This window comes from Pseudomonas sp. I3-I5 (genome assembly GCF_022699445.1).
GTDB lineage: Bacteria > Pseudomonadota > Gammaproteobacteria > Pseudomonadales > Pseudomonadaceae > Aquipseudomonas > Aquipseudomonas fulva.
On the sequence record NZ_CP093940.1, the window covers coordinates 4,388,694 to 4,412,863 of the forward strand.

27 protein-coding genes are annotated in these 24,170 nt (G+C 62.5%); 14 read left to right on the top strand and 13 right to left on the bottom strand.

The genetic code is table 11. The features are described from left to right. Positions 1 to 131: 131 nt before the first annotated feature. From MOP87_RS19650 to rpmE, 3 genes are all read right to left on the bottom strand, one after another. Entirely contained in the window at positions 132 to 1,400 is a 1,269-nt protein-coding gene (locus MOP87_RS19650) for a malic enzyme-like NAD(P)-binding protein (RefSeq protein WP_023532374.1), read from the bottom strand. A gap of 177 nt (positions 1,401 to 1,577) precedes the next feature. Further along, positions 1,578 to 2,399 (bottom strand): thermonuclease family protein, encoded by an 822-nt coding sequence (locus tag MOP87_RS19655; RefSeq protein WP_110606385.1) that lies wholly within the window; start codon positions 2,397 to 2,399, stop codon positions 1,578 to 1,580. After that, entirely contained in the window at positions 2,399 to 2,617 is a 219-nt protein-coding gene (rpmE, locus tag MOP87_RS19660; RefSeq protein WP_023532368.1) for a 50S ribosomal protein L31, read from the bottom strand. Before rpmE ends, MOP87_RS19655 begins: the two co-directional genes overlap by 1 nt. A 166-nt stretch (positions 2,618 to 2,783) precedes the next feature. On the opposite strand from rpmE, the gene MOP87_RS19665 reads away from it, so the two are divergent. From MOP87_RS19665 to MOP87_RS19675, 3 genes are all read left to right on the top strand, one after another. Then, positions 2,784 to 5,003 (top strand): primosomal protein N', encoded by a 2,220-nt coding sequence (locus MOP87_RS19665; RefSeq protein ID WP_088522831.1) that lies wholly within the window; start codon positions 2,784 to 2,786, stop codon positions 5,001 to 5,003. A gap of 188 nt (positions 5,004 to 5,191) precedes the next feature. After that, positions 5,192 to 6,928: an arginine--tRNA ligase gene (gene argS, locus MOP87_RS19670; RefSeq protein ID WP_027913503.1), complete on the top strand. Its 1,737-nt coding sequence runs from the start codon at positions 5,192 to 5,194 to the stop codon at positions 6,926 to 6,928. A 1-nt stretch (position 6,929) separates the two neighbouring features. Next, on the top strand, positions 6,930 to 7,628 hold the full coding sequence (locus MOP87_RS19675) for an SPOR domain-containing protein (protein WP_023532748.1): 699 nt from the start codon (positions 6,930 to 6,932) through the stop codon (positions 7,626 to 7,628). 56 nt (positions 7,629 to 7,684) lie between these two features. On the opposite strand, the gene MOP87_RS19680 is transcribed toward MOP87_RS19675, so the two are convergent. Further along, positions 7,685 to 8,104: a TM2 domain-containing protein gene (locus MOP87_RS19680; protein WP_023532338.1), complete on the bottom strand. Its 420-nt coding sequence runs from the start codon at positions 8,102 to 8,104 to the stop codon at positions 7,685 to 7,687. 166 nt (positions 8,105 to 8,270) lie between these two features. Between MOP87_RS19680 and MOP87_RS19685 the strand changes: the two genes are divergently transcribed. Further along, complete coding sequence (locus tag MOP87_RS19685; RefSeq protein ID WP_027913502.1) at positions 8,271 to 8,900, top strand: C40 family peptidase; 630 nt, start codon at positions 8,271 to 8,273, stop codon at positions 8,898 to 8,900. A gap of 74 nt (positions 8,901 to 8,974) precedes the next feature. Here the strand turns inward: MOP87_RS19685 and MOP87_RS19690 are convergent, their stop codons facing one another. Continuing rightward, positions 8,975 to 9,970: a PilT/PilU family type 4a pilus ATPase gene (locus MOP87_RS19690; protein WP_027913501.1), complete on the bottom strand. Its 996-nt coding sequence runs from the start codon at positions 9,968 to 9,970 to the stop codon at positions 8,975 to 8,977. 64 nt (positions 9,971 to 10,034) lie between these two features. Between MOP87_RS19690 and MOP87_RS19695 the strand changes: the two genes are divergently transcribed. The 9 genes from MOP87_RS19695 to MOP87_RS19735 all read left to right on the top strand — a co-directional run bounded on the left by MOP87_RS19695 (position 10,035) and on the right by MOP87_RS19735 (position 16,589). Further along, positions 10,035 to 10,721: a YggS family pyridoxal phosphate-dependent enzyme gene (locus tag MOP87_RS19695; protein ID WP_027913500.1), complete on the top strand. Its 687-nt coding sequence runs from the start codon at positions 10,035 to 10,037 to the stop codon at positions 10,719 to 10,721. Positions 10,722 to 10,759: 38 nt separating this feature from the next. Beyond that, the gene (gene proC, locus MOP87_RS19700) at positions 10,760 to 11,578 is read left to right on the top strand and encodes a pyrroline-5-carboxylate reductase (protein ID WP_242809910.1); all 819 of its coding nucleotides are present in this window, start codon (positions 10,760 to 10,762) and stop codon (positions 11,576 to 11,578) included. A gap of 10 nt (positions 11,579 to 11,588) precedes the next feature. After that, on the top strand, positions 11,589 to 12,179 hold the full coding sequence (locus MOP87_RS19705) for a YggT family protein (protein ID WP_023532686.1): 591 nt from the start codon (positions 11,589 to 11,591) through the stop codon (positions 12,177 to 12,179). Positions 12,180 to 12,267: 88 nt separating this feature from the next. Further along, complete coding sequence (locus MOP87_RS19710) at positions 12,268 to 13,407, top strand: homoserine O-acetyltransferase (RefSeq protein ID WP_028686690.1); 1,140 nt, start codon at positions 12,268 to 12,270, stop codon at positions 13,405 to 13,407. A gap of 7 nt (positions 13,408 to 13,414) precedes the next feature. Further along, positions 13,415 to 14,035 (top strand): methionine biosynthesis protein MetW, encoded by a 621-nt coding sequence (metW, locus tag MOP87_RS19715; RefSeq protein ID WP_023532733.1) that lies wholly within the window; start codon positions 13,415 to 13,417, stop codon positions 14,033 to 14,035. Between the two features lie 18 nt (positions 14,036 to 14,053). Further along, positions 14,054 to 14,488, top strand: a complete 435-nt coding sequence (locus MOP87_RS19720; RefSeq protein WP_242809911.1) for a DUF4426 domain-containing protein — start codon at positions 14,054 to 14,056, stop codon at positions 14,486 to 14,488. Further along, positions 14,485 to 15,081 (top strand): RdgB/HAM1 family non-canonical purine NTP pyrophosphatase, encoded by a 597-nt coding sequence (rdgB, locus tag MOP87_RS19725; protein ID WP_242809912.1) that lies wholly within the window; start codon positions 14,485 to 14,487, stop codon positions 15,079 to 15,081. Before MOP87_RS19720 ends, rdgB begins: the two co-directional genes overlap by 4 nt. Next, positions 15,078 to 16,253 carry a radical SAM family heme chaperone HemW gene (hemW, locus tag MOP87_RS19730; protein WP_027913495.1) on the top strand — a complete coding sequence of 392 codons (1,176 nt, stop codon included), beginning with the start codon at positions 15,078 to 15,080 and terminating at the stop codon, positions 16,251 to 16,253. The genes rdgB and hemW overlap by 4 nt, the downstream gene beginning before the upstream one ends. A gap of 9 nt (positions 16,254 to 16,262) precedes the next feature. After that, entirely contained in the window at positions 16,263 to 16,589 is a 327-nt protein-coding gene (locus tag MOP87_RS19735; protein ID WP_023532330.1) for a DUF3392 domain-containing protein, read from the top strand. A gap of 128 nt (positions 16,590 to 16,717) precedes the next feature. Here MOP87_RS19735 and trmB read toward each other — a convergent pair whose 3' ends face one another. The 4 genes from trmB to MOP87_RS19755 all read right to left on the bottom strand — a co-directional run bounded on the left by trmB (position 16,718) and on the right by MOP87_RS19755 (position 18,972). Further along, entirely contained in the window at positions 16,718 to 17,440 is a 723-nt protein-coding gene (gene trmB / locus MOP87_RS19740; protein ID WP_028686691.1) for a tRNA (guanosine(46)-N7)-methyltransferase TrmB, read from the bottom strand. Positions 17,441 to 17,449: 9 nt separating this feature from the next. Next, positions 17,450 to 18,244 carry a thiazole synthase gene (locus MOP87_RS19745; RefSeq protein ID WP_023532295.1) on the bottom strand — a complete coding sequence of 265 codons (795 nt, stop codon included), beginning with the start codon at positions 18,242 to 18,244 and terminating at the stop codon, positions 17,450 to 17,452. Positions 18,245 to 18,297: 53 nt separating this feature from the next. Continuing rightward, positions 18,298 to 18,498: a sulfur carrier protein ThiS gene (gene thiS, locus MOP87_RS19750; RefSeq protein WP_033728350.1), complete on the bottom strand. Its 201-nt coding sequence runs from the start codon at positions 18,496 to 18,498 to the stop codon at positions 18,298 to 18,300. Between the two features lie 102 nt (positions 18,499 to 18,600). Next, positions 18,601 to 18,972 carry a DUF423 domain-containing protein gene (locus tag MOP87_RS19755; protein ID WP_028686692.1) on the bottom strand — a complete coding sequence of 124 codons (372 nt, stop codon included), beginning with the start codon at positions 18,970 to 18,972 and terminating at the stop codon, positions 18,601 to 18,603. 63 nt (positions 18,973 to 19,035) lie between these two features. Here MOP87_RS19755 and mtgA point away from each other — a divergent pair, with 63 nt between their 5' ends. Next, positions 19,036 to 19,746 carry a monofunctional biosynthetic peptidoglycan transglycosylase gene (gene mtgA, locus MOP87_RS19760; RefSeq protein WP_027913491.1) on the top strand — a complete coding sequence of 237 codons (711 nt, stop codon included), beginning with the start codon at positions 19,036 to 19,038 and terminating at the stop codon, positions 19,744 to 19,746. An 81-nt stretch (positions 19,747 to 19,827) separates the two neighbouring features. Here the strand turns inward: mtgA and rpoH are convergent, their stop codons facing one another. From rpoH to ftsY, 4 genes are all read right to left on the bottom strand, one after another. Continuing rightward, positions 19,828 to 20,682, bottom strand: coding sequence for an RNA polymerase sigma factor RpoH (rpoH, locus tag MOP87_RS19765; protein ID WP_023532728.1), 855 nt, complete (start codon positions 20,680 to 20,682; stop codon positions 19,828 to 19,830). Between the two features lie 112 nt (positions 20,683 to 20,794). Then, positions 20,795 to 21,823, bottom strand: a complete 1,029-nt coding sequence (ftsX, locus tag MOP87_RS19770; RefSeq protein ID WP_027913490.1) for a permease-like cell division protein FtsX — start codon at positions 21,821 to 21,823, stop codon at positions 20,795 to 20,797. Further along, a complete protein-coding gene (gene ftsE / locus MOP87_RS19775; protein ID WP_023532835.1) occupies positions 21,820 to 22,491 on the bottom strand; it encodes a cell division ATP-binding protein FtsE in 672 nt (223 codons plus the stop codon). Before ftsE ends, ftsX begins: the two co-directional genes overlap by 4 nt. Before the next feature lie 2 nt (positions 22,492 to 22,493). Beyond that, positions 22,494 to 23,999 carry a signal recognition particle-docking protein FtsY gene (ftsY, locus tag MOP87_RS19780; protein ID WP_140174935.1) on the bottom strand — a complete coding sequence of 502 codons (1,506 nt, stop codon included), beginning with the start codon at positions 23,997 to 23,999 and terminating at the stop codon, positions 22,494 to 22,496. Positions 24,000 to 24,170 lie beyond the last annotated feature (171 nt).

The window sequence follows — 24,170 nt, forward strand, 5'->3', positions numbered from 1 at the left end:
CTTTGTTCTACAGCCATGAAAAAACCCGGCTGTCATGGCTTGATACTGTCTTGATATCGTTGGGCCGCTTCGCGGCCCTACGTAAACAGCATCAGGCCATGACAGCCGGGTTTATTGGTGCAGAACGACGATCAGCCGTTGAACACGTCATCAACGTTCTTGAGCGGGTAATGCTTCGGGTACGGCAGCGTAGCGACGCCCGACTCGATAGCAGCCTTGGCCACGGCGTCGGAGACGACAGTAATCAGGCGTGCATCCAGCGGCTTGGGAATGATGTACTCACGACCGAATTCCAGGCCGTCCACGCCGTAGGCTTCGCATACTTCCTTGGGAACCGGCTGCTTGGCCAGGTCTTTCAGCGCGATGGCAGCGGCGATCTTCATTTCTTCGTTGATACGCTTGGCTCGAACGTCCAGCGCGCCGCGGAAGATGAACGGGAAGCCCAGCACGTTGTTGACCTGGTTCGGATAGTCGGAACGACCCGTCGCCATGATCACGTCGTCGCGCGTGGCGTGTGCCAACTCAGGGGCGATCTCAGGATCGGGGTTCGAGCAGGCGAACACGATCGGGTTGGCGGCCATCGACTTCAAGCCTTCAGCGCTCAACAGGTTTGGACCGGACAGGCCCACGAACACGTCAGCGCCTTCAAGGGCATCGGCCAGCGTACGCTTGTCGGTGGCGTGCGCGAACTGTGCCTTGTACTGGTTCAGGTCGTCACGGCCAGCGTGGATGACGCCGCTGCGGTCGATCATGAAGATGTTCTCGACCTTCGCACCCATGCTGACCAGCAGCTTCATGCAGGAAATGGCCGCTGCACCTGCGCCCAGGCAGACGATCTTGGCGTCTTCGAGGGTTTTGCCGGCGATTTCCAAGGCGTTGATCATACCGGCGGCCGTTACGATGGCGGTGCCGTGCTGGTCATCGTGGAAAACCGGAATGTCGCACTGCTCGATCAGGGTGCGTTCGATCTCGAAGCACTCTGGCGCCTTGATGTCTTCGAGGTTGATGCCACCGAAGGTGATCGAAATACGGCGCACGGTATCGATGAAGGCCTGCGGGCTCTCGGACTCGACTTCGATGTCGAACACGTCGATACCGGCGAAACGCTTGAACAGAACACCCTTGCCTTCCATGACAGGCTTGGACGCCAGCGGACCCAGATCGCCAAGACCGAGAATGGCAGTACCATCGGAAATCACTGCAACCAGGTTGCCTTTGCCGGTGTACTTGTAGGCCAGCTCCGGATCACGACCGATCTCGCGCACAGGCTCTGCCACACCTGGGCTGTAGGCCAGGGCGAGGTCACGGGCGGTGGCGGTGGGCTTGGAGAGCTCGACGCTCAGTTTCCCTGGGCGAGGATGAGCGTGATATTCGAGAGCGGCGGTTTTCAGGTCTGACATGTTGGGCATTCCGCTATTGGCTGTTCTGACGGACCGCCGAGGATACGCAAAGAGTCCAGCCGTCACAAGACTGGCCGGTCACTCGTGTCAAGGCCTCTAGCCTAAGACTTTATGCTACAACCCACGGGGCATGCAGGCTTCAGTGTGTACAATCTGGTGTAGAAATGTCTACATCTTTTATCTTTGCAGGCGGTCGAGCATGCTGACGTCTGTAAGGGTCATCTGCCAGCGTCGCTGACCCGACATGTAGGGCACTTTACGTGAATGGCTGCGAATCCAACCCCTGGCCTCGACCTTTTGCCCTTTGAGGTTATCGAAGAAACCCGCGGGCAATGCACGGCGCAGACGAGCGGGTATGTGCAGCGTCATGGCGCTGTCGAGGGTCAATCGAACCCCCGTACGACTGCGTTCGATGGCGGTGACGCGGCCTGACACCAGCGCAAAACCTGGTTTACGCACTGCATGGGCAGGCATCACCGGTGAGCGTTTCCACACACCGACAGCCGCCCGGCGCGCGACTGACTCGGCGCGCTGCTGGCAACCGCTCAGCTCAGTATTGGGTGCAATGGCAATACGGTATGCAAGCCCTTCGCTGAGCAGCTGCGCCTCAAGATTATGCCCTTCACGGCTGTACAAGTTGGCCAGGCTGCGACCGTACCGATCTTTGCCCTCCTTGCCGCGTACCAAGCCAACGCGCCCGTCACTGGCTTTGATCAATGCTTGCAGGCGTTTGCGGGCAGCCTGGGCAAGAGGCTCATCCGCTTGTCCCTTGCGGCCGATTTCGGGGGCATTGATCCCGATCAGACGCACACTGCGGCCATCGACCAAGCGCACGGTGTCACCATCGACCACATGCCGTACGGCCACCCATTGAGCACGTGACGGCGCCGGGCAGAAAGCCTGCGCCTGGGATACCCAACAAGCGAGCATAAAAAAAGCGCCCACAAGGGGCGCTTTTTTCTGCAACGCTGCGAAACCCGAAGGGTTCGCCATGCGCATCAGCCTTTCTTGGCACCGAACATGCCAAAGCGATCGGCGAACTTCTGTACGCGGCCGCCGGTGTCCAGGACTTTCTGCTTACCGGTGTAGAAAGGGTGGCACAGGTTGCAAACGTCGATCGACAGGGTATCGCCCAGGGTCGAACGGGTTTCGAATTTGTTGCCGCAGCTGCAGGTGACAGCAACTGCTTCGTAGTTCGGATGGATATCAGCTTTCATGGTCACTTCCTCGAGCTGCGTGCCGCCATCCAACACCAATTGTTGAATACCGCACGTAATTAGGCGGCAAATAATACCAGAGCATGGCGCCAGCGCAAGTTGTCGCTTGTACCGACCGTCGTCTGCTAGGCTCGCCAGTTCTGAAACGCCCCCCGAGACCATTAGCGTGCCCGACGTCATCCTGCGCCTTGCCCTGCCCTCCCCGCTGCGCCGCCTGTTCGACTACAAGGCGCCGGTCGGCATGGCGAACCAGACATGGGTGCCAGGCATGCGCCTGCGCGTACCGTTCGGGCGGCGCGAGATGATCGGTGTTCTGGTAGAAGTGTGTGCCGAAAGCGAGGTGCCGGCTGACAAACTCAAGCCAGCCAGCGCCCTGCTCGACCCGGTATCGCCCATTCCGGCGTCGCTGTTCAAGCTGTGCCTATGGACCGCCCAGTACTATCAGCACAGCCTGGGCGACACCTTGAGCTGGGCGCTTCCTACCCTACTGCGTCAGGGTGAACCTGCCGAGATGCGCCAGGAACGTTTCTGGCATGCAGCGCCGGGCGCTCGCCTTGAAGACCCACGCATCGCACGCGCCCCTCGCCAACGTGATGCGCTCAAGACCCTGGCTCAGCACCCGCATGGGGTGGCCCACAGTGTGCTGTCGAAGCTCAACCTCAACAAGGACAGCCTTGATCTGCTGCTGGCCAAGGAGCTGGTGTGCGTGGAAATACGCCGCCAACGCCCGGCAGAACGGCGTGAGCACTGGCTGGCGCAATCGGAGTTGCCACTGAACGAAGAACAGCGTGATGCCTTCGATGCCGTGCTCGGCGGCTTCGGGCAGTTTGGCGCTTTTCTGCTGGCGGGCGTCACAGGAAGCGGCAAGACCGAGGTTTACCTGCAACTGATCCGCGAAACGCTCGAGGCAGGCAAGCAGGCCCTGGTACTGATCCCGGAGATCAACCTGGGGCCACAGACACTGGCGCGTTTCGAGCAGCGCTTCAACGCCCGCATTGCCCTCGTGCACTCGAACGTCAGCGACCGTGAGCGCCTCGATGCCTGGTTGGCCGCGCGTGACGGCGAGGCAGACATCATCATCGGCACCCGCTCGGCGTTGTTCACGCCAATGAAGAACCCAGGCCTGATCATCATCGACGAGGAACACGACGGCTCCTATAAACAGCAGGAGGGCTTGCGCTACCACGCCAGGGATCTGGCGCTGGTGCGCGCGCACCAGGAGAACGTGCCGATCGTGCTTGGCTCGGCCACCCCGTCCCTGGAAACCCTGCACAACGCAGTGAGCGGCCGCTACCGCCTGCTGCACATGACCCAACGCGCAGGCGGTGCACGCGCACCACGCATGTTGCGCCTGGACGTGAAAAGCCTGCCGCTGGACAGCGGCATCAGCGGCCCCTTGCAGCAGGCCATTGGCCAGACCCTGGAGGCGGGACAACAGGTACTGGTGTTCCTCAATCGCCGTGGCTTCGCCCCAACCCTGCTGTGCCACGATTGCGGCTGGCTGTCCGAATGCCCGCGGTGCGATGCGCGCATGACGGTTCACCAGCGCTCCGGCGTGCTGCGTTGCCACCACTGCGGCTACGACGAGCGGCTGCCGCATCACTGCCCTCAATGCAAGCACGTGGACCTGCGCCCTGTCGGGGCCGGCACCGAGCGCGCCGAAGAGCGCCTGAAGGTGTTGTTCCCGGACTATCCCGTGCTGCGCGTGGACCGCGACAGCACTTCGCGCAAGGACGCGATGCACCAACTGTTCACAACCATTCAGCGCGGCCAGCCAAGCCTGCTGGTCGGCACGCAGATGCTCGCCAAAGGGCACCACTTCCCCCGGGTGACGCTGGTTGCCATTCTCGATGCCGATGGCGGTCTGTTTTCCGGTGACTTCCGCGCCAGTGAACGCATGGCCCAGCTGATCGTGCAGGTCGCAGGCCGTGCAGGACGGGCGGAAGAACCCGGCAAGGTCATCATCCAGACGCACTTGGCTGACCACCCTCTGCTGGTTCAACTGACCGAGCAGGGCTATTTTGCCTTTGCCAAGCAGGCGCTCGACGAACGCCGCGCCGCCGGTTTGCCGCCTTTTTCGCACTTGGCCCTGTTGCGCGCCGAAGCGCACAAGCCGGGGCAGGCCGAGGCGTTTCTGGATGAAGCCTGCACGGCAGCCGAGCGCCTGATGGCGCAGCAGCACCTGCCCGGCATCGAGCTGCTTGGCCCGGTACCCGCCCCCATGGAGCGCCGAGCCGGGCGTTTTCGCGCTCAGTTGCTGCTGCAGGCCAGCACCCGCGCGCCCTTGCACCGCCTCATCAGCGCCTGGCTGCTGGTGCTGGAGCAACTGCCGAGCGGGCGCCAGGTGCGCTGGTCGGTAGACGTCGACCCGGTGGATCTTTACTGAGGGCGGTTTCAAGCGCCAAGCCGCGAACGGCAAGGCTGCGGGCGGGCCCAACGGCGGTTTTCAGACGGCTCCATGCCTGGGCACATGCCTGCCAAGGTTGGCAACGCGCGCCCAGCCACGGATAATGCTCAGTTTTTCCACCAGCGCATCCAGGCGCCCGCCGCGCTTGCGGTCGAAAAGAGATTCCTATGAAAGACACCATTCGCCAGCTGATCCAGCAAGCCCTCACCCAACTCGTCAACGACGGTGTGTTGCCTGACGGGCTGTCGCCGGCGATCCAGGTGGAAAACGCCAGGGACAAGACCCACGGCGATTTCGCCAGCAACATTGCCATGATGCTGGCCAAGCCGGCCGGCATGAAGCCACGTGACCTGGCCGAAAAACTGATCCAGGCCCTGCCGGCCAGCGCCGACATCAGCAAGGTCGAGATCGCAGGTCCGGGCTTTCTGAACTTCTTCCAGAACACCGCCGCGTTGGCGGCCCGCCTGGACGCGGCGCTTGACGATCCCCGGCTTGGCGCGCGCAAGGCTGGCCCAGCGCAGACAGTGGTGGTCGACCTGTCGGCGCCCAACCTGGCCAAGGAAATGCACGTCGGCCACCTGCGCTCGACCATCATCGGCGACAGCGTGGCGCGGGTGCTCGAGTTCCTGGGGGATCAAGTGATCCGCCAGAACCATGTAGGCGACTGGGGTACCCAGTTCGGCATGCTGCTGGCCTACCTTGAAGAGAACCCGATCACCAGCGACGAACTCTCCGACCTGGAAAACTTCTACCGTGCGGCCAAGAAGCGCTTCGACGAATCCGAAGCCTTCGCCACGCGCGCGCGGGGGCTGGTGGTCAAGCTGCAGGCGGGCGACCCGGACTGCCTGGCCTTGTGGACACGGTTCAAGGACATCTCGCTGTCGCACTGCCAGAAGACCTACGAACTGCTCAACGTCAAGCTGACCATGGCCGACGTGATGGGCGAAAGCGCCTACAACGATGACCTGGCCAATGTCGTTGCCGAACTCAAGGCCAAAGGCCTGCTGGTCGAAGACCAGGGTGCTCAGTGCGTGTTCCTGGAAGAATTCAAGAACAGCGAGGGCGAACCGCTCCCCGTGATCGTGCAGAAGGCCGATGGTGGCTACCTGTACGCAACCACGGACCTTGCCGCGGTGCGCTACCGCAGCAACGTACTCAAGGCAGATCGCGCCCTGTATTTCGTGGACCAACGCCAGGCGCTGCACTTCAACCAGGTGTTCGAGGTCGCTCGCCGCGCCGGCTTCCTGGGCCACCCCATGCAGATGGAGCACATGGGCTTCGGCACCATGAACGGCGCCGACGGTCGCCCGTTCAAGACGCGTGACGGCGGCACGGTCAAGTTGATCGACCTGCTCAATGAAGCCAAGGACCGTGCGTATGCGCTGGTGAAGGAAAAAAACCCAGGCCTGCCCGAAGAGGACCTGCGTCGCATCGGCGAGGTGGTGGGCATTGGTGCGGTGAAATATGCCGACCTGTCCAAGCACCGTACCAGCGACTACAGCTTCAACTTCGAGCTGATGCTCAACTTCGAAGGCAACACTGCCCCCTACCTGCTTTACGCCTACACCCGCGTGGCCGGTGTGTTCCGCAAGCTGGGCAAGGGCTTTGACGAAGTCGAAGGCACTATCGTGCTGCAAGCGCCTCATGAGCAGGACCTGGCCGCGCGCCTGGCCCAGTTTGGAGAAATTCTCAATAACGTAGCCGACAAGGGTACGCCGCACGTCTTGTGCAGCTACCTGTACGACCTGGCAGGCCTGTTCTCCAGCTTCTACGAAAATTGCCCGATCCTGGCTGCCGAGACGCCCGAGCAGCAACAAAGCCGCCTGCGTCTGGCAGCCCTGACCGGGCGCACCCTCAAGCAAGGTCTGCAACTGCTCGGCCTGGAAACCCTGGAGCGCATGTAAGGTGGCTGCCAAGAAGAAACCTGCTCCCAAACGTGGCGCCAGTCGCCAGACGGCGCCCGCCAAGCAGCCCATGCCCGGCTGGGTATGGCTTGCAGTCGGCCTGACCATCGGTGCGTTCATCGTGTTCCTGATGAAGCTCGAACCCGGTGGCGGCGATATCAAGCGCACCAAGCCCGAGCAGCAGAAAACCGAAAAGACGGTCGAAGCCGGGAAGTCGACCCAGGCCACACCGCAACAGCCGGTAAAGCCCAAGTACGATTTCTACACCTTGCTGCCGGAGTCGGAAGTCATCGTGCCGCCTGAGGCCGTACCCGAGAAAACGCCACCTGTGCCAGCCCAGCCCGTCACCCCAGTGACCCCGGCAGAGGCCGCCAAGATCGACACCGCACGCGCCCAGGCTGCATTGCTGGGCCAGACGCCACCGCCTGCCCCTCCGGTGATCAAGCCGGCGGCAACCACGCAGTTCTTCCTGCAGGCAGGCTCATTCCGCAAGCAGGCCGATGCGGACAAGGTGCGCGCGCAGATCATCCTGCTGGGGCAGAGCGTGAAAGTGGAGTCCGGTACGGTGAAGGACGAAACCTGGTATCGGGTACTGGTCGGGCCGTTCAGCAACCGCGAGCAGTTGACCGTGGCCCAGAAGCAACTGGCAGGCGCAGGCTTCAGTAACCTGCTGCTGCAACAGCGTCAGACCCGCCAATAGCCTTGGTGCAGCGCGGTTGGCGCGGCCTGTCCAGGCCGCGCCAGAGGGTCTGACGGTCAGCGCTGGCCGGCATTGCGCTCGGACACCTGCCCGTTCAATGTCCAGAAGTCGTACAAGACGCCCACCAGGAACAACCCGCCCGTGCAGAAATAGATGATGGCGGTGATCCACTTGCCTTGGTAAAGGCGGTGCAGGCCGAAGATGCCCAGGAACGTCAGCAGTATCCAGGCGATGTTGTAGTCGATGCGGCCAGAGTGGAAACGCAGGTCGGCTTCGCGGTCCATGGCCGGGATCAGGAACAGGTCGATGAGCCAGCCAATGCCCAGCAGCCCGAAGGTGAAGAACCAGATTGTCCCGGTGATGGGCTTGCCGTAGTAGAAACGGTGCGAGCCGGTGAAGCCGAAAATCCACAGCAAATAGCCGATCACCTTGCTGTGGGTGTCATGGAAGGGCGCGCCCTGTTGATAAGTGTTCATGCATGGCCCTCGTGGGTTGCTGATTAAATTTTCTAAAAAAAGTTGTGACTTTTTCCGCCAAGGCCGACGGATGGTAAGCGAAAATCGACCAACGGATCAAAATTTGAACAAAAAGCTGTTATAAAGTTGCGCGCCCAACACACAACTATTCATAAGAGCTTCATCTATGCCGCCTTTGATCAAGACATGGCTGACCCTCTGCCTACTATTGCCCCTGGCCGCCCACGCCACCAACCGTGAGCAACGTCTTCCCAACGGCTTTACCGGCTACACCACCAACGCTTCGGTAAAGCGCACGCCTATCAAGCAGACCACCCTGCACGCCCGTCCTGGCAACGCTGCCAGCACCACGCGTGGCAAGACGGTGGCAGCCGCGTCGAGCAAGCAAAGCAGCGCTGTGCTCGATCGTGCCGTTAACATGCTCGGCACCCCTTATGTTTGGGGCGGCACCAGCCCGAAAAAAGGGTTCGATTGCAGCGGCCTTGTTCGCTACGCCTTCAACGACGTGGCCGAGGTCAACCTGCCTCGCACCTCCAGCGCCATGGCCAGCGGTCACGGTACCAAGGTCGCCAAGGGCGACCTCAAGCCAGGCGACCTGATCTTCTTCAACATCAAGAGCCGCCGCGTCAACCATGTTGCCATCTACCTGGGCAATGACCGCTTCATTCATGCGCCGCGTCGCGGCAAGCGGGTGAGCATCGATAACCTGAGCAAGCCCTACTGGCAGAAACACTACGTGGTCGCCAAACGCGTACTGCCCAAGGAAAAGCAACAGCTAAGCCTGGCCAAGCGCTAATCGAACCTCATCCCAATCTCGTACGCCGCCGCTCACTTGCCCACCTTGGGTAATGGGCGGCGGCACGGGTTGCATCACTCGGCGAGCAGCCCGCCCGCTTGAAGTTGCTTCATGGCCCCGGCCAGGGTTTGCATGCCCTCTGCCGCGCCGGTCTGCATCACCGAATGAAGCTGGGCCATGCGCCCTTCGCGGATCAGGTTGCGGGCCGCATCGTTCACCACCAGCACTTCTCGCGCCGCGACCCTGCCCCCGCCCCGCCGGCCGACCAGCACTTGCGCCACAACCACTCGCAGCGAGTCCGCCAGCATCGCGCGCACCCAAGGCTTTTCCTGCGCTGGGAATACCTCCACCACCCGGTCGACACTGTTCACCGCTGACCGTGTATGAACGGTTGCCAGTACCAGATGACCCGTTTCGGCGGCACGCAGTGCAAGACGAATGGTCTCCAGGTCCCTCAACTCGCCCAGCACGATCACGTCGGGATCCTGGCGCAATGCGCTGCGCAGGCCTTGAGCAAAGCTGCAGCAATCGCGGCCGATTTCGCGCTGGTTGACCACACCTTGATGGCTGGCATGGACGACCTCGATCGGATCCTCGAGGGTGACGATGTGCAGCGCACGCTCGCGGCCCATCTGATCGAGCAGGGCTGCCAATGTGCTCGTCTTGCCACTGCCCGTCGGCCCGCCTATGAGGACCAGACCGTCACGGTATCGGCCAGTGGTTCGGACGATCTCGCCCAGGCCAAGCGCCTCAGCGCAGGCGATGCGCGCGGGGATCAAGCGGACAGTGAGCGCGGGGCCGTTCATCTGCCTGAACAGGTTCACGCGAAACCGCCCGAGCGCGGGCAGCTCCAGTGCCACGTCCAGGTCGTGACCGGCAGCCCACTGTCGATACGGGTCGGCATCGAGCAACGATTCCATGCTTCGCATCAATTCATCCGGCGTTGCCATCGGTACCGGCAGGCGTTGCAGCACGCCATGCACGCGCATCGCCGGTGCCTGACCTGCAGCCAGGTGCATGTCACTGGCACCTGCCTTCAAGGCAAGCGCCAGCAGGTCTGTCACCTCCATGAGACTCCCCATCTGCCTTCAACCAGGTAAAATGCGGCGAACCTTCAGTTGCCGGCGTCGATCTATGTCCACCCTAGCAGACAACCTTTCCTCGATTCGCGACCGCATCACGCGGGGCGCCCAGGCTGCCGGGCGTGATCCCGCCGACGTCCGGCTGCTGGCTGTCAGCAAAACCAAGCCGGCCGCCGCCATACGCGAACTCCATGCCGCGGGCGTGCATGATTTCGGGGAAAACTACCTACAAGAGGCGCTGACGAAACAACAGCAACTCATCGACCTGCCTCTAACCTGGCACTTCATTGGCCCGATTCAGTCGAACAAGACCAAGGCCATTGCCGAGCATTTCGACTGGGTGCACTCCGTGGATCGCCTGAAAATCGCCCAACGCCTTTCAGAACAGCGCCCAGCTGGCCTGGCGCCGCTCAACATCTGCCTGCAGGTGAACGTCAGCGGTGAAGCCAGCAAGGCCGGTTGCGCACCCGCGCAACTGCCCGCCCTGGTGACGGCCGTGGCTGCCCTGCCTAACCTGCGTTTGCGGGGGCTGATGGCAATCCCCGAACCTACCGATGATCGCAACGACCAGGAAGCCGCCTTCGCCCAGTTGCGTCAGCTACAGGACGCGCTAGGGCTGGGCCTGGACACCCTGTCCATGGGCATGAGCCATGACCTGGAAGCTGCAATTGCTCAAGGCGCGACCTGGGTCCGTATCGGCACCGCCCTGTTTGGTGCCCGCGACTACGGCAACGCTTGATGACATGCTTAACTCACTTTTCCTAACAAGGACCTGACATGAGCAAGACACGTATTGCCTTTATCGGCGCCGGCAACATGGCCGCAAGCCTGATCGGTGGTCTGCGTGCCCAGGGCGTGGAGGCGTCGCACATCCGCGCCAGCGACCCCGGTGCCGAAACCCGTACCCGCCTTCAGGCCGAACAGGGCATCGAAACCTTCGAGCACAACGCACAGGCCATCGAAGGCGCCGATGTGATCGTGCTGGCGGTCAAGCCGCAGGTGATGAAGACCGTGTGCCAGGCCTTGCGCGCCGACCTGAAGGACGGCCAGTTGATCGTGTCCATCGCTGCAGGTATCACCTGCGCCAGCCTGCAGAGCTGGGTGGGCAGCCGCCCAGTGGTGCGTTGCATGCCGAACACGCCGTCGCTGCTGCGCCAGGGTGTCAGTGGCCTGTACGCCACAGCCGAAGTCACGGCCGAGCAACGCCAGCAGGCCGAGCGACTGTTGTCGGCGGTAGGGACGGCGCTCTGGCTCGAACAGGAACAACAACTGGATGCAGTGACCGCCGTCTCCGGTAGCGGCCCTGCGTATTTCTTCCTGCTGATCGAGGCCATGACGGCGGCTGGCGAAAAACTCGGCCTGCCCCGTGAGACCGCCACCGAGTTGACCTTGCACACGGCGCTGGGCGCCGCCCGCATGGCGGTTGCCAGCGATGTGGATGCCGCCGAATTGCGCCGCCGCGTGACCTCACCTGGCGGCACCACCGAAGCCGCCATCAAATCGTTCCAGGCCAGTGGCTTCGAGGCCATCGTGGAGCAGGCGCTGCGGGCTGCAGCCACGCGCTCTGCAGAGCTGGCCGAGCAACTGGGCAAATAAGGAGTTTCAGATGAATGCACTGTCCGGCGCCGCGATCTTCGTGGTGCAAACCCTGGTCAGCCTGTACCTGGTGATCGTCCTGCTGCGCTTTGTGCTGCAACTGGTCAAGGCCAACTTCTACAACCCGCTCAGCCAGTTCACGGTGCGCGCGACCCAGCCGCTGCTCAAGCCGATCCGCCGAATCGTACCCAGCATCGCCGGGCTGGATACCTCGTCGCTGCTGTTGGCCGTGGTCATACAGGCCCTGCTGATGGGGTTCGTGCTGATGGTGACCTACGGTACCTTCGGTGATGTGCTGCACCTGCTGTTGTGGGCCATCATCGGTATCACCTCGCTGTTCCTGAAAATCTTCTGGGTGGCCATGATCGTCATGGTGATCGTTTCCTGGATAGCGCCCAACAGCCACAACCCGGCGGCCGAGCTTGCGTATCAGATCAGCGAGCCGGTGCTGGCGCCGTTCCGCCGTATCGTGCCGAACCTTGGGGGCTTGGATATTTCGCCGATCTTCGCGTTCCTGGCCATCCAGGTCATCCAGTCGTTCGTCATGCCGCCATTGGCCGCCTACGCTGGCATGCCGCAAGAGCTGTGGCGGATGATCTGACCCGACAGCACCCCGGCGACAAGCCTTCGCTTGCCGCTGGGGGTGGTGCTCTTTAGACTTACGCCTCCGTCAAGCGTGAGCAGGGTCGATGTCCACTGTCTTTCCCGAAGATTCCGTCGGTCTGGTCATACCCCAGACCGCCCGGTTCGACGAGCCGCTGGCTCTGGCCTGCGGCCGTTCACTGAACCGCTATGAGCTGGTCTACGAGACCTATGGCACGCTGAACGCCAGCGCGAGCAATGCGGTACTGATTTGCCATGCCCTGTCTGGGCATCACCATGCCGCGGGTTACCACGCTGCCACTGACCGCAAGCCGGGTTGGTGGGACAGCTGCATCGGCCCAGGCAAGCCCATCGACACCAATCGCTTCTTCGTGGTCAGCCTGAACAACCTGGGTGGCTGCAATGGCAGCACCGGGCCGAGCAGCATCAACCCGGCCACTGGCAAGGCCTATGGCGCCGACTTCCCGATCCTGACCGTCGAAGACTGGGTTCACAGCCAGGTCCGCCTGGCAGAGCGCCTGGGCATCGCGCAGTGGGCAGCCGTGGTGGGTGGTAGCTTGGGCGGCATGCAGGCGCTGCAGTGGACCATCAGCTATCCCGAACGCGTGCGCCATTGTGTCGATATCGCCTCGGCGCCCAAGCTGTCCGCGCAGAACATCGCATTCAACGAGGTGGCGCGCCAGGCCATTCTCACCGACCCCGAGTTCCATGGCGGCTCGTTCCAGGACCAGGGCGTCATTCCCAAGCGGGGCCTGATGCTGGCACGCATGGTCGGGCATATCACCTACCTGTCGGATGACTCGATGGGTGAGAAATTCGGCCGCGAGCTCAAGAGTGACAAGCTCAACTACGACTTCCACAGCGTGGAATTCCAGGTCGAAAGCTACCTGCGCTATCAAGGCGAAGAATTCTCCGGGCGCTTCGATGCCAACACGTACCTGCTGATGACCAAGGCCCTGGACTACTTCGACCCGGCTGCGGCTCACAACGGCGATCTGGCCGCGACCCTGGCCCACGTCAAGGCCAGCTACTGCATCATGTCGTTCACTACCGACTGGCGCTTCTCGCCGGCCCGTTCGCGGGAAATCGTCGATGCCCTGATGGCGGCGCGCAAGGACGTCTGCTACCTGGAAATCGACTCGCCCTACGGCCACGATGCCTTCCTGATTCCCACGCCTCGCTACATGCAGGGTTTCTCGAACTACATGAACCGCATTGCCATCTGAGGACAGCATGAGAGCCGATCTGGAAATCATCCACGACTGGATTCCCGCCGGCAGCCGGGTACTGGACCTGGGCTGTGGTACCGGCGAGCTGCTGGCTTCGCTGCGCGACCGCAAGCAGGTCACCGGCTACGGCCTGGAGATCGACGGGGACAACATCGCCGCCTGCGTGGCCAAGGGCGTGAACGTCATCGAGCAGGACCTGGACAAAGGCCTGGGCAATTTCGCCAGCGACAGTTTCGACGTGGTGATCATGACCCAGGCCTTGCAGGCGGTGGAGTACCCCGACCGCATCCTGGACGAAATGCTGCGCGTCGGTCGCCAGTGCATCATCACCTTCCCCAACTTCGGTCACTGGCGCTGCCGGTGGTACCTCGCGACCAAAGGCCGCATGCCCGTCTCGGACTTCATGCCGTACACCTGGTACAACACCCCCAACATCCACTTCTGCACCTTCGCCGATTTCGAAGAGCTGGTTCACGAGCGCAAGGCCAAGGTGCTGGACCGGCTGGCGGTGGACCATATGCACCGCAACGGCCTGGGCGGCCGGCTGTGGCCCAACCTGCTTGGCGAAATCGGTATCTACCGCGTCAGCAGCCCCGGCCTGCAGGCACATCAAGTCGCGGTCTGACCCAGGAGAATCTGCGCCATGCGTCGCCTTGCCCTGCTTTTGATCGGCCTGTGTCTGGCGTTGCCAGTAGTGGCAGCCGATACTGCACGCGCTGCTCGCAAAGAAGTATTTGGCGATATCACGGTGCACTACGGCGCGTTCACCTCGAGCATGCTCACCCCGCAGGTCGCAGCGGCCACGGGGCTGGTCCGCAGCCGTGACCAGGGCGTGCTGAGCCTTACCGTACTCAGAGACGGCAAGCCGATTACGGCCGTGGTCAGCGGCGCGGTCAAGGACCTGACCGGGCGCAAGCAGCCCCTGGCCTTCAAGCAGGTGACCGACCACGGCACCGCGTCGTACGTCGCCCAATTCACGATCGAACAACCTGAGACCGTCGTCTTCGAGCTAGGCGTCCAAGCCGGTGGTGTCAGTCACTCCTTCAGCTTCAACCAGGACGTTTTCCCAGGCGAATGATGAATTTCCAGCAACTCGTATTGGCCAGCCATAACGCCGGCAAACTCAAGGAACTGCAGGCGATGCTCGGTCAATCCGTGCAATTGCGATCGATCGGCGAATTCAGCAAGGTCGAGCCGGAAGAAACCGGTCTGTCGTTCGTCGAGAACGCCATCTTGAAGGCCCGCAATGCCGCGCGTATTTCCGGGCTCCCCGCCTTGGCGGACGATTCTGGTCTGGCCGTGGACTGCCTGGGCGGTGCACCGGGCATCTACTCGGCGCGTTATGCCGATGGCCAGGGCGATGCCGCCAACAACGCCAAGTTGCTCGACGCGCTGAAGAACGTGCCGCAGGCCGAGCGCACTGCGCAGTTCGTCTGCGTCTTGGCGCTGGTGCGTCACGCCGATGATCCGCTGCCAATCCTGTGCGAAGGCCTGTGGCAGGGCAGCATCCTGTTCAAGGCGAGCGGCGAACATGGTTTTGGTTACGACCCGCTGTTCTGGGTGCCAGAACGTGATTGCTCAAGCGCCGACCTGACCCCGGCTGACAAGAACCAGATCAGCCACCGTGCCCGCGCCATGGCGCTGCTGCGTCAACGTCTGGGCCTGGCATGACCCTGACGTCGCCGCTCATCCAGGCACCCGGCATCAGCCAGCTGCCGCCGTTGGCGTTGTACATCCATATCCCGTGGTGCGTGCGCAAATGCCCCTACTGCGACTTCAATTCCCATGCCGCCGGGCCTGAACTGCCCGAAACGGCCTACGTGGCGGCGCTGCTGACCGACCTTGATCAGGAACTGGCCGCAGTCCAGGGCCGCGTCATCACCTCGATCTTCTTCGGTGGTGGCACACCCAGCCTGTTCAGCGCCGATGCCCTGGGCCGGTTGCTGCGCGGCGTCGAGCAACGCATCCCGTTCGCTTCGGACATCGAGATCACCCTGGAAGCCAACCCGGGAACGTTCGAACAGGACAAGTTCAAGGCCTATCGCCAGACCGGCATCAACCGCCTGTCCATTGGCGTGCAGAGTTTCCAACCGGCCAAGCTGCAAGCACTGGGCCGCATCCACAACGGCGAGGAAGCGATCCGCGCCGCTGGCATGGCAAGGGCCGCAGGCTTCGACAACTTCAACATGGACCTGATGCACGGCTTGCCCGACCAAACGATGGACGACGCCCTGGGCGATCTGCGTCAGGCAATTGAGCTTGGGCCCACGCACCTGTCCTGGTATCAGCTGACGGTAGAACCCAACACCGTATTCTGGAACCAGCCGCCCGAGCTGCCCGAGGACGATATCCTCTGGGACATTCAGGAGGCCGGCCAGGGCCTGATGGCGGCCAACGGGTTTGGCCAGTACGAGGTGTCTGCCTACGCCCAGCCCGAGCGCGCTGCTCGCCACAACCTCAACTACTGGCGCTTCGGGGACTTCATCGGTATCGGTGCCGGCGCCCATGGCAAGCTCACCTACGCCGACGGGCGCATCGTACGCACCTGGAAAACCCGGTTGCCCAAGGACTACCTGAACCTGGCCAAGCCGTTCAAGGCCGGCGAAAAACAGTTGCCCGATGACGAATTGCCCTTCGAGTTCCTGATGAACGCGCTGCGCCTGACCCAGGGTGTGGAAGCGCAGCTGTTCACCGAGCGCACGGGATTGCCGCTCGCACGGCTGGCCCAAGCCCGTCGCCTTGCAGAACAAAGAGGGCTTTTGCAGGTCGAACCGGATCGACTGGTGGCAACGCCCAGGGGCCAACTGTTCCTCAATGACTTGCTGCAGTATTTCTTGACCTAAGGATGACCCATGGATTTGGTACTCGACCTGCTCGCGACGATTTCCCGCTGGAGCCGCAGCAACTTGTCGGAAATTTCTCTGGCGTTGGTAGGCTGTCTGCTGGTGCTGTTCGGGACGGACATCAAGGCCTGGGCTGAACAGCGCCTGGGAGGGCTGACAGGGGCCCTGCGGGTACCGCTGATGGCATTGCTGGTGATGATCGGCAGCGGCGCGGCCTTGATCTACGCCACACCTTGGGTCCTGAAGGGGCTGAGCCAGTTCAACAACTACGCGTTGGCGCCTGTGCTGCTGGTGGTCTTGGCGCTGATCGGTGTGGTAGCGGATCGTCGCGGCTGAAGCTGTAGCAGTCCAGGCGCCTTATGCGCAACGCTTCAGCGTAAGGCCGCCTAGCGGCTCAGCAACCAAAAAAAACCGCCCTTTCGAGGCGGTTTTTTGTCTATCAGCACAGCGTACGGTTCATCGCCTCACGCGGTCTTTTCGAATTTCAGGTCCCACACACCATGACCCAAGCGCTCGCCGCGGCGTTCGAACTTGGTGATCGGCCGCTCGCTTGGGCGCGGCACGTAGGTACCGTCCGCTGCCTGGTTACGATAGCCAGGGGCTGCATTCATCACTTCCAGCATGTACTCGGCATAGGGTTCCCAGTCCGTGGCCATGTGGAACACGCCGCCTGGCTTGAGCTTGCGCCGGACCAACTCGGCGAACTCCAGCTGGACGATGCGACGCTTGTGGTGACGCGCCTTGTGCCAAGGGTCGGGGAAGAACAGCATCAGGCGGTCGAGGCTGTCGTCGGCCACGCAACGATTCAACACTTCGATGGCATCGCAGTCATATACCCGCAGGTTGGTCAGCCCTTGGGTGAGCACGCCGTTGAGCAGTGCTCCTACGCCTGGGCGATGGACCTCGACACCGATGAAGTCCTGCTCAGGTGCAGCGGCCGCCATTTCCAACAGGGAGTGACCCATGCCGAAGCCGATTTCCAGCGTGCGCGGTGCCGAGCGGCCGAAGACCTGGTCATAGTCGACCGGGCTGTCCGCCAGCGGCAGGACGTACAGCGGCCCACCCTGGTCCAGGCCGCGCTGCTGGCCTTCGGTCATGCGCCCGGCACGCATCACGAAGCTCTTGATGCGGCGGTGCGGGCGGGCGTCGCCGTCGGCGGCGTTCGGCAGATCTTGTGAATCAGTCATCAGGGGCTCTTACTTGATCAGACCATCCAGCGGCGAAGAGGCGCTGGCATAGAGTTTCTTGGGCATGCGACCGGCCAGGTATGCCATGCGACCCGCCACGATGGCGTGCTTCATGGCCTCGGCCATCAGTACCGGTTGCTGGGCATGGGCGATGGCCGAGTTCATCAGTACCGCCTCGCAGCCCATTTCCATGGCGATGGTGGCGTCGGAGGCAGTGCCTACGCCAGCATCCACCAGTACCGGTACCTTGGATTCTTCGAGGATGATCTGCAGGTTGTAAGGATTGCAGATGCCAAGCCCCGTACCGATCAGGCCAGCCAGGGGCATGACGGCGATACAGCCGGCTTCGGCCAGCTGGCGGGCGATGATCGGGTCGTCGCTGGTGTAGACCATCACGTCGAAGCCATCCTTGACGAGCACTTCGGCGGCCTTGAGGGTTTCGATCACGTTGGGGAACAGGGTTTTCTGGTCGGCCAGCACTTCCAGCTTGACCAGGTTGTGCCCATCGAGCAGCTCCCGGGCCAGACGGCAGGTGCGCACCGCCTCGACGGCGTCATAGCAGCCGGCAGTATTGGGCAGAATGGTGTAGCGGTCCGGCGGCAGTACGTCCAGCAGGTTCGGCTCGCCCGGGTTCTGACCAATGTTCGTGCGGCGCACCGCGACAGTCACGATCTCGGCACCCGAGGCCTCGATGGCCTGGCGGGTTTGCTCCATGTCACGGTACTTGCCGGTGCCTACCAGCAGGCGCGACTGGAAGGTGCGCCCGGCCAGGGTGAAGGGCTTGTCGCTGCGAACGTTGCTCATCGTTGTTCCTCGGGAAAAGGTTGCTGGGCCTGCGGTTGGGTTGCCGACAGCGGTCAGCCGCCACCGATGGCGTGCACCACTTCGACCTGGTCGCCATCGCTCAGCGCGGTGGTGTCATGCTGACTGCGCGGCACGATGTCCTGATTCAGCTCAACCGCCACGCGGCGGCCAGCCAGCTCAAGGCGTGCCAGTAGCCCAGCGACGCTTTCGCCAGCAGGCAATTCGTAGGGTTCACCGTTCAGTTGGATACGCATGCTCACGGCCACCATTGTTCTTTGGGGCCCGCATTCTAGCGCCGAAAGGCCGCGCAACCCAAGGCCACCGCACGCCATTAGTCGTTAATGTGGACTGGGCGGTCAGCCCAGTCGCCATGCGGCGAGCCCTAGGCAGACCCACCCTGCCAGGAAGCATAGGCCGCCGATGGGCGTGATCATGCCCAGCTTGCTGATGCCCGTCAGTGTCAGCAGGTACAGGCTGCCGGAGAACAGCACGATACCCAGCACGAACAGATAACCGGCCCAACCCACCAGCCGGCCAGGCAGATGGACCGCCAGCAATGCCACGCCAAACAGCGCCAGCGCGTGAACCAGTTGGTAGGTGACTCCGGTGTGGAAAATAGCCAGGTAGTCAGCGCTGAGTCGATTTTTCAGGCCGTGGGCTGCAAAGGCGCCCAGGGCCACGCCGGTAAAACCGAAAAAAGCGGCAAGCATCAGGAAGCTGCGAAGCATGGGACGACTCCTCGGATCGGGTCTGTATAATGGCCCTTCCCCAACGTCCGGCCAAGCCACCCTATGCTGCGAAACCTTCTCCGACGTCTTCTGCGCGCTCTGCTCTGGTTTGCCGCCGTGAGTATCGTGCTGGTCCTGGTGTTTCGCTGGGTACCTCCGCCCGGCACGGCGTTGATGCTCGAGCGTAAGGTGCAATCGTGGGTAAGCGGCGAACCGATTGACCTGCAGCGCGAATGGGTGAGTTGGGACCATATCTCCGATGACCTCAAGGTGGCTGTCATTGCCGGTGAAGACCAGAAATTCGCCAGCCACTGGGGCTTCGACATACCCGCCATCCAGGCAGCCCTGGCCTTCAACGAGCGTGGCGGTAACGTGCGCGGCGCCAGCACCCTGACCCAACAGGTGGCCAAGAACCTGTTCCTGTGGCCAGGGCGTAGCTGGCTGCGCAAGGGTCTGGAAGCATGGTTCACTGGCTTGATGGAACTGTTCTGGACCAAGCAGCGCATTCTCGAGGTCTACCTCAACAGTGCCGAGTGGGGCCAAGGGGTATTCGGTGCCCAGGCAGCCGCTCGCTATCACTTTGGCGTGGAAGCCAGTCAACTCAGCCGGCAGCAAGCCGCACAACTGGCCGCCGTGCTGCCCAGCCCCCTCAAGTGGAATGCTGGCAAGCCAAGCACCTACGTGGCCAGCCGCGCGAGCTGGATTCGCCGCCAGATGAGCCAGCTGGGCGGGCCCAGCTACCTGATGCAACTGGACACATCACGCAGGCCCTGAGCCTGTCACCGCATACAGAGCAGGCATGAAAAAGCCGCTGTCCCCTTGCAGGGCAGCGGCTTTTTGTCGAACAGAGAACGATCAGGCAGCGATCAAGGCCTTGACCTTGTTCATCGCGTTCTTCTCCAGCTGGCGAATACGCTCGGCCGACACGCTGTATTTCTCGGCCAGCTCATGCAGGGTGGCTTTCTCTTCGGCCAACCAGCGCTGGTACAGAATATCCCGGCTACGGTCATCCAGGCCCTGCAGGGCTTCATGAAGGTTGCTGGTGGAGTTGTCGCTCCAGTCTGCGTCTTCAAGTTGTACCGCCGGGTCGTAACGGTGGTCTTCCAGGTAATGCGCTGGCGACTGGAAGGCACTGTCGTCGTCGGCTTCGGCCGCCGGATCGAACGCCATGTCGTGACCGCTCAGACGGCTTTCCATCTCGCGTACTTCACGAGGCTCGACCCCCAGGCTTTCGGCAACCCGATGCACTTCGTCGTTGTTCAACCAGGCCAGACGCTTTTTCTGGCTGCGCAGGTTGAAGAACAGCTTGCGCTGGGCCTTGGTGGTCGCCACCTTGACGATGCGCCAGTTGCGCAGGATGAACTCGTGGATTTCGGCCTTGATCCAGTGCACGGCGAACGACACCAGGCGCACGCCCATTTCCGGGTTGAATCGCTTGACGGCCTTCATCAGGCCGACGTTGCCTTCCTGGATCAGGTCGGCCTGGGCCAGCCCATAACCGGCATAGCTGCGGGCGATGTGCACGACGAACCGCAGGTGGGCCATTACCATTTGCCGAGCAGCTTCGAGGTCCTGCTCGTAATAGAGACGCTCAGCCAGATCCCGCTCCTGCTCGACAGTCAGCAGCGGGATGCTGTTGACCGTATGCACGTAGGACTCCAGGTTTGCACCGGGTACCAGGGCATACGCAGGTTGCAACGATGTGGTCATTAAAGAACCTCCGACTTACTGAACTCGCGCTTTTCAGGCGCTGCCTACATAGACCTGGGGCCCAGGTACAAGTTCCAACGGGCGCGCCCAGGCCAATGCTGGCAAATAAAAACTATCGCGGCGCCAGCTCGTTCAAGTGGCGGGCGACTGCAATCCATGCACCGATATACCCCAACAGCACCGCTCCGATCAAGAGCGAAAGACCATCGGAGGCCGGTACGCCACCCAAGGCAAAATCGCTGCCATACAGACCAGAAAGGCTCACCACGGCCTCGTTCAGCCACCCTAGGCCAAACGCCAGGATAGCCCAGGCCAACAGGCCCGCACCCAGGCCGTACAAGGCCCCCATGTACAGGAAAGGCCGGCGTACGTAGGCATCGGTGCCCCCCACCAGCTTGATCACCTCGATCTCGACACGGCGGTTCTCGATATGTAGACGAATTGTGTTACCAATTACTAAGAGCAGCGCGGAAATCAGCATGACGGCCAGCCCGAATACGAACCGGTCCCCAAGCTTGAGGATGGCCGCCAGTCGCTCGACCCATACCAGGTCCAGCTGCGCCACATCGACGCGCGGCAACTCGGACAGGCGCTGACGCAGCGCTTCCAGAGCCGGCTTGTCGACTTCGGTCGGGGTCACCACGACCACGCCGGGCAGTGGGTTGTCGGGCAACTCTCGCAGCGCCTCGCCGAGGCCCGATTGCTGCTGGAACTCCTGCAGTGCCTGCTCGCGACTCACATACTGCGCCTCTGCTACGCCCGGCATGCCCTTGATTTCATCGCGCAACGCCTCGCCGTCACGGCTGTTGGCATCGAGCTTGAGGTACAGGGAGATTTGCGCGGCGCGCTGCCAGGACCCGCCCAATTGCTCGACGTTCTTGAGCAGCAATGACAGCCCCATGGGCATGCTCAGCGCCACGGCCATCACCATGCAGGTGAAGAAGCTGCCAATGGGTTGCTTGCCCAGTCGCCGCAAGCTGTCCGCCAGGCTGGCGCGATGGCTTTCAAGCCAGGCGTGCATAAGAGTACGCAGGTCCGGGCCGTCATCGTCGGCGCCTGCACCACGCTTCTTGGCAGGCTGGGGGTCGGCAGGCTTGGGCGCGACGCGCTCGGAAACTTTTGGTGAACGTGTGGTGCTCATTGTCCGGCCTCCCCGTCGCCGATCAAACGGCCGCGCTGCAAGGTCAACATGCGGTGACGCATGCGCGCGATCAGGGCCAGGTCGTGGCTGGCGATCAAGACCGTTGTGCCCAGTCGGTTGATGTCTTCGAAAACACCCATGATCTCTGCGGCCAGGCGCGGGTCGAGGTTGCCGGTTGGCTCGTCGGCCAGCAGCAAGGCTGGCTGGTGCACGATGGCGCGGGCGATACCCACGCGCTGCTGTTGGCCGGTCGACAAGTCGGCAGGGTACAACTCGCCTTTGTCGACCAGAGACACCCGCTCCAGCGCCGAGTCCACGCGCTTGGCGATCTCGGCCTTGGACAAGCCCAGTATCTGCAGGGGCAAGGCAATGTTGTTGAAGACCGTGCGGTCGAACAGCAACTGGTGGTTCTGGAACACCACGCCTATCTGGCGGCGCAGGAACGGGATCTGCGAATTGCTGATCTGACCCAGGTCCTGCCCGGCCAGCATCAGTTTGCCGCTGGTGGGACGCTCCATGGCCAGCAGCAGGCGCAGCAGCGTACTTTTACCTGCACCCGAATGCCCGGTGACGAACAGGAATTCGCCCCGACGCGCCCGGAAACTCAGCTCGTGCAGCCCCACGTGGCCGTTGGGGTAGCGCTTGGCAACCTGTTCGAATCGAATCATGGTCAGTCTCGCTCGGCGAACAGGGCCTTGACGAACGGCTCGGCTTCAAAGGTGCGCAGGTCATCGATCCCTTCACCGACACCGATGAACCGGATAGGCAGCTTGAATTGCTTGGCCAGGGCGAAGATGACACCACCCTTGGCGGTACCGTCGAGCTTGGTGAGCGCAAGACCGGTCAGCTCCACGCTCTGGTGGAAATACTTGGCCTGGCTGATGGCGTTCTGGCCGGTACCGGCGTCGAGCACCAGCAGCACTTCGTGCGGCGCATCGGGATCGAGCTTGCCGATGACGCGGCGGACCTTCTTCAGCTCCTCCATCAGGTTGTCCTTGGTGTGCAGGCGCCCGGCAGTGTCGGCGATCAGCACATCCACGCCCCTGGCCTTGGCTGCCTGCACCGCGTCGAAGATCACCGAGGCGGAGTCGGCGCCAGTGTGCTGCGCGATCACCGGGATGCGGTTACGCTCACCCCACACCTGCAACTGCTCGACCGCTGCGGCCCGGAAGGTATCGCCTGCAGCCAGCATCACTTTCTTGCCTTCCATCTGCAGCTTCTTGGCCAGCTTGCCGATGGTGGTGGTCTTGCCGGCGCCATTGACGCCTACCACCAGGATCACATAAGGCTTGTTCTGCGCCGCCACGACCATCGGCTGCTCGACAGGCCTGAGCAACGCGGCCAGCTCTTCCTGCAAGGACTTGTACAGCGCGTCGGCGTCGGCCAGCTGCTTGCGGGCCACCTTCTGCGTCAGGTTCTGAACGATGGTGGACGTGGCCTCCACGCCGACGTCGGCGGTCAGCAGGCGGGTCTCGATCTCGTCGAGCAAATCGTCATCGATGACTTTCTTGCCCAGGAACAGGCTGGCCATGCCTTCGCCAATGCTGGCGCTGGTCTTGGACAACCCCTGCTTGAGGCGGGCGAAAAAGCCTGCTTTCACAGGCTCGGACTGAGCGGCTTCGACGGACGGGGCAGCCTCGGCCTCGATGTGCAAATCGACCTTGGCCGGCTCTGCAACGGGCTGGACTGCCGGCGCAGGCGCCGGGCGATCCGGAATCACTGGTGGCGCCTTGGCTTGCAGATCGGGCACCAGCGCCACGGGTTCTTCTGCAACCGGCAGCACCAGGTTGCTCACGGGGGCAGGAACTTCCACTTCAGGCACAGCAGCAGGCGTTGGTGCAGGTGCAGGTGCAGGTGCAGGCACGTGTGGTGCAGGGTCGGCGACCGGCGCGGGTGCCACGGGCACAGCGACCTCGGGCAAGGGCGCAGGCGTCACCTGAACTGGGGGTGTCGGCTCCGCAGTCGGCGCTACGGCCGGGGCAGCTTGCTCGGCCAGCGGTGCAGGCCCATCCGTTTGATCGGGTGTCGCTGGCGCGGGCGCTTGGACAGCAGGGGATTTTTCCGTCGGCACGTCCGCTTGCGCAGGTGGCTGCGGCTTCTTGCGGAACCAGCCGAACAGGCCTTTCTTCTCGCCAGCCTCGGCCGGCGCTTTTTTGTCGTCGTTGGAACCAAACATGGAAGACGGCTATCTCAGGGTAGCGATGGCCCGCTAGGGCGCATCAGGAATTCTTTCTACGCAGAACAGACTATCTAGAAGCCGGCTGGTTCATGCGCAACGTTTTGTCTTGATGTCCTGCAGGCCAGAACGGCGACAGGCATGGTCGCCAGGCAACCGGATCAGTATCCT